General features: G+C 68.7%; 6 protein-coding genes. All 6 read right to left on the bottom strand.

The features are described 5' to 3' along the window. Positions 1 to 91: 91 nt before the first annotated feature. On the bottom strand, positions 92 to 1,303 hold the full coding sequence (gene metK / locus A9W95_RS18250) for a methionine adenosyltransferase (RefSeq protein ID WP_067415797.1): 1,212 nt from the start codon (positions 1,301 to 1,303) through the stop codon (positions 92 to 94). A 111-nt stretch (positions 1,304 to 1,414) separates the two neighbouring features. Beyond that, positions 1,415 to 2,668 carry a bifunctional phosphopantothenoylcysteine decarboxylase/phosphopantothenate--cysteine ligase CoaBC gene (coaBC, locus tag A9W95_RS18245; protein WP_156746272.1) on the bottom strand — a complete coding sequence of 418 codons (1,254 nt, stop codon included), beginning with the start codon at positions 2,666 to 2,668 and terminating at the stop codon, positions 1,415 to 1,417. 16 nt (positions 2,669 to 2,684) lie between these two features. Next, positions 2,685 to 3,017 (bottom strand): DNA-directed RNA polymerase subunit omega, encoded by a 333-nt coding sequence (rpoZ, locus tag A9W95_RS18240; RefSeq protein ID WP_067415794.1) that lies wholly within the window; start codon positions 3,015 to 3,017, stop codon positions 2,685 to 2,687. Between the two features lie 38 nt (positions 3,018 to 3,055). Next, positions 3,056 to 3,697 carry a guanylate kinase gene (gene gmk, locus A9W95_RS18235; protein ID WP_082983165.1) on the bottom strand — a complete coding sequence of 214 codons (642 nt, stop codon included), beginning with the start codon at positions 3,695 to 3,697 and terminating at the stop codon, positions 3,056 to 3,058. A 9-nt stretch (positions 3,698 to 3,706) separates the two neighbouring features. Beyond that, positions 3,707 to 4,024, bottom strand: coding sequence for an integration host factor, actinobacterial type (gene mihF / locus A9W95_RS18230; protein WP_067415791.1), 318 nt, complete (start codon positions 4,022 to 4,024; stop codon positions 3,707 to 3,709). Positions 4,025 to 4,444: 420 nt separating this feature from the next. Then, positions 4,445 to 4,823 (bottom strand): orotidine 5'-phosphate decarboxylase / HUMPS family protein (locus A9W95_RS18225; protein ID WP_172826650.1); only part of this gene is annotated, 379 nt, incomplete at its 5' end.

Raw genomic sequence — 4,823 nt, 5'->3', positions numbered from 1 at the left:
CCCCTCGACCGTCCCCTCACCCGCGCGAGCAGACGCAAAGTCGCACGCGGCAGGGCCGTCTAACGCGATTTTGCGTCTGCTCGCGGGGGGATTAGATCGCGTTCTTCAGATCGTCGACCTTGTCCAGCCGCTCCCACGGCAGGTCGACGTCGGTGCGTCCGAAGTGACCGTAGGCCGCCGTCTGCGCGTAGATCGGCTGCAGCAGGTTCAGGTCCCGGATGATCGCTCCGGGCCGCAGGTCGAACACTTCGCCGATGGCCTTCTCGATCTTGACCGGATCCACCGCCTCGGAGCCGAACGTCTCGACGAACAGGCCGACCGGGGCCGCCTTGCCGATGGCGTAAGCCACCTGCACCTCGACCCGATCCGCCAGGCCGGCGGCGACGACGTTCTTGGCCACCCAGCGCATCGCGTACGCCGCGGAGCGGTCCACCTTCGACGGGTCCTTGCCGGAGAAGGCGCCGCCTCCATGGCGAGCCCAGCCGCCGTAGGTGTCGACGATGATCTTGCGACCGGTCAGCCCGGCATCCCCCATCGGGCCGCCCAGCACGAACTTGCCGGTCGGGTTGACCAGCACCCGCGTCGCCGACGAGTCCAACGTTTCGTGGGCGAGCTCGTCGAGCACGCTCTGCAGCACGTGCTGGCGGATGTCGGGGTCCAGTTGCTTTTCCAGGTCGACTTCGGCCGCGTGCTGGGTGGACACCACCACGGTGTCCAGCCGCACCGGCACGTTGTCCTCGTAGGCGATGGTGACCTGCGTCTTGCCGTCCGGACGCAGGTAGGCCAGCACCCCGTTCTTGCGGACCTCGGTCAGCCGCCGCGACAGGCGGTGCGCCAGCGCGATCGGCAAGGGCATCAGCTCCGGCGTGTCGTTGATCGCGTAGCCGAACATCAAGCCCTGGTCGCCGGCGCCCTGGGAGTCCAGCGGGTCGGCCGCGCCCTCTACGCGGGCCTCGTGAGCGGTGTCGACGCCCTGAGCGATGTCGGGCGACTGCGCGCCGATACCGATGTTCACCCCGCAGGTGGCGCCGTCGAAGCCCTTGTCCGACGAGTCGTAGCCGATGTCGAGGATGCGCTCGCGGACCGTGTTGGTGATGTCGGCGAACGCCTCCTTCGCCGACGTGGTCACCTCACCCACCACGTGGACCTGCCCGGTGGTCACCAGCGTCTCGACCGCGACGCGGGAGCGGGGATCGCCCGCCAGCAGTGCGTCGAGGACCGAGTCACTGATCGCGTCACAGATCTTGTCTGGATGCCCCTCGGTCACCGACTCGCTGGTAAACAGCCGCCCCTTCTCGCTCACCCTGTCATCCTTCCAGTCCTGCAGCCTAAAGATTAGTTAGGCGAATTATTGTTTCCGGTCCGGCAGCGCGCAACCGCGGGTCAATCCCGGCGGGCCGCGCTGCCCGGCACGCTACCCGCTGTCGTTCTCCAGGAACGCGACGATCGCATCCACGATACGGCTCGCCATCAGCGTCTTGGACCCGTGCTCCAATGCGGACTCGGTGCCGTCCGACGCCAGTAGCCAGCCGTCGTTGCTGTCCACCTCGAATGCCCTGCCGTCGCCGACGGCATTGACGACCAGTAAATCGCAGCCCTTGCGCTGCAATTTCGCCCGGGCATGGAACAGCACATCGCCGTTGGCGTCGCCGGTCTCCGCCGCGAAGCCGACGATGGCCCGCATGTTGGGCAGCTGACCGTGGCCGCGCGCCCGCACCGCGCCGGCCAGCACGTCGTCGTTGCGGACGAGCTCGATGGCCGGCGGCGCCTCCTGGGCGTCGGCGCTCTTTTTGATCTTGGCGGTGGCCACGTGAGTGGGCCGGAAGTCGGCGACCGCGGCGGCCATGACCAGCACGTCGGCGTCGGGTGCGTGCTTGGACACCGCGTCGGAGAGCTGCTGCGCGGAGCTGATGTGCACCACTTCGACGCCGGCCGGGTCGATCAGCCCAGCGGTGTGGCCGGCGATCAGCGTCACGTCGGCGCCGCGCTGAGCGGCCACCCGCGCTACGGCGTAACCCTGCTTGCCCGAACTGCGGTTGCCGATGAAGCGCACCGGGTCGATCGCCTCGCGGGTGCCGCCCGCGGTGACCAGGATCTTGCGGCCGGCGAGGTCGTAGGGCAGCGAGTCGTGCCGCTCCAGCAGCAGCTGGGCCAGGGTGGTGATCTCCTCGGCCTCGGGCAGTCGGCCCGCCCCGCTGTCAGCACCGGTCAGCCGGCCCGATGCCGGTTCCAGGACGACCGCGCCGCGCCGGCGCAAGGTCGCGACGTTGTCGACGGTGGCCGGGTGCAACCACATCTCGGTGTGCATCGCGGGAGCGAACAGAACCGGACACCGCGCGGTCAGCAGCGTCGCGGTGAGCAGGTCATCGGCGCGGCCGGATACGGCGCGGGCCAGCAGGTCGGCGGTGGCCGGCGCCACCACCACCAGGTCGGCTTGTTGGCCGAGCCGGACGTGCGGCACTTCGGACACATCGGTGAAGACGCCGGTGTGGACCGGCTGACCGGATAGCGCCTCGAAGGTGGCGGCGCCGACGAACCGCAACGCGGACTCGGTGGGGATGACGCGGACCTGGTGTCCGGCCTCGCTGAGCTGACGGACCACGGTGCACGCCTTGTAGGCGGCGATGCCTCCGGAGACGCCGACGACAATCCGTTTGCGGTCCATCAGCTCCGGCACTGCCTTGTTACTCGCCTTCGGTGTGTTCGAGCAGGTCGGCGTGGATTTCGCGCAGGGCGATCGAAAGCGGCTTCTCCTGCAGGCCCGGCTCGACCAGCGGGCCGACGTATTCGAGGATGCCCTCGCCGAGCTGGTTGTAGTAGTCGTTGATCTGACGGGCCCGCTTGGCGGCGTAGATCACCAGGGCGTATTTGCTCGAGACGCGGTCCAGCAACTCGTCAATGGGCGGGTTGGTGATACCCAGCGGGGTGTCATAGGCCTCGGCCGCGGGCGACGAGGATTCGAATTGATCCCCGGCAGGGACGGCGGTCAGCGACCCGTCGGACGGCGAAATACTCACGTAGCTAATCTCCTGGCGGCTTAAACGGTTTCAGAAAACTAAGAAATGGATGGCTCTTGGGCACCCGGAGCGGTTCCCACCAGCAAGGATACCAATTCTGCGCACGCAGACTCTAATTGACGGTTCACCACCACCACGTCAAAGTCGGTTTGAGCTGCCAATTCGATGCGTGCGGTGTCCAGTCGGCGCTGAATGACCTCGGGGGTCTCGGTGCCGCGACCGACCAGCCTGGCTTCCAGATCTGCCCAGGTGGGCGGGGCCAGGAAGACGGTGATGGCTTCTGGCATCGCCTCCTTCACCGCCCGCGCTCCGGCCAGATCGACCTCGATGAGCACCGGGACCCCGGCCGCGGTGGCGGCCCGCACCGGCTGGGCCAGCGTGCCCGATCGGTGCAACCCGCCATGGATCTCGGCCCATTCCAGCAGCTCACCCTCGTCGATCAGGCGCTGGAATTGGTCGGGACTGACAAAGCGGTAGTCGACACCGTCCACTTCGCCCGGCCGCGGCGCCCGCGTCGTCGCGGAGACGCTGAAGTGCAGGTCGGGGACGCGGTCACGCAGGCATCGGACCACTGTCGACTTACCGACAGCAGAGGGACCGGACAGCACGACCACCCGGCCCGGGGCGGCTCGCCCGAGAGGTGCGGTGTGATTGTCGTCCGGTCCCCCGCTTGCGCTCACCGGCGCGGGCTAGGCAGAACCGAACTTCTCCAACAGCGCCTTGCGCTGGCGGTCGCCCAGACCCCGCAGGCGGCGGGTGGGGGCGATCTCCAGTTCGGTCATGATCTCTTGCGCCTTGACCTTGCCTACCTTCGGCAGCGCCTCCAGCAGCGCGGACACCTTCATCTTGCCCAACACTTCGTCGGTCTCGGCATCCTTCAGCACCTGCGAGAGGTTGGTGCCGCCGCGCTTGAGCCGATCCTTGAGCTCTGCTCGTGCTCGACGTGCGGCGGCAGCCTTCTCCAACGCGGCCGCGCGCTGCTCGTCGGTCAACTGGGGAAGGGCCACGATTCCTCCGTCTCTCATCGATAACAATCGATCGTCGTTTGTCTCAGCCGGGTACTCCAGGCCAGCGCAGACGACCGTACTCACGGTCCCTGACGAAATCTAACCCGACCCCCCGGTTTCGGGGGCATTTGTCCTGCATGGACCGCTCCTGACGCCCCCGTCAGCTGTCGCTCGGCGCCCCACAGCGCGGCTCGGAGACCGACCCGGTGAACGCTCGTCCACCGCCGGTCGGGATCGGTGACGGACCGATAACAAGCCGTTTGACCTGCGCTTTTGCTGGCCAGGCTGGTGTCAATGGCGCTCAGCGCGCCGCGACGACGGGTTATTCGGCGCTGTTGCGGGCGCCGACCGGGGCCGTCAGTGCCGTGGATCACGCAATTTCGTCGCCCTTCGCGCGTGTCGCCGCGCCGGGCGAGGCGGCTATCCGGCCAGGTAGGCGACGGCGTCGCGCATCCGTTCGGCCGCCGCGCGCAGGTCGGACACGCTCGGACCGGCGCGCAACACCTCCCGTGACACCGCCGGTAACAGGTGCTCGGGTGGGGCCCCGCCCAGCCCGGCGAGCGCGTCGGGCCGACCGCCCTGCGCCCCGACGCCGGGCACCAGCACCGGCCCGCCGATGGCGCTGAGGTCGGGCGCCTGAAAGACCGTCGCCCCGACGACCACCCCGACCGACCCGGGCTGCGACGCCTGGTTCGCGTCGGCGACGTGGTCGACGATCAGCTGGGCGACGGTGCGCCCGTCGGCGTCGGCGCGTTGCACGGTCGCGCCCTCCGGGTTGGACGTCGCCGCCTGGGCGAAC

The sequence above is a fragment of the Mycobacterium sp. 1423905.2 genome, from assembly GCF_001673155.1.
Lineage (GTDB): Bacteria > Actinomycetota > Actinomycetes > Mycobacteriales > Mycobacteriaceae > Mycobacterium.
This window is presented reverse-complemented; position numbering and strand designations above follow the sequence as displayed.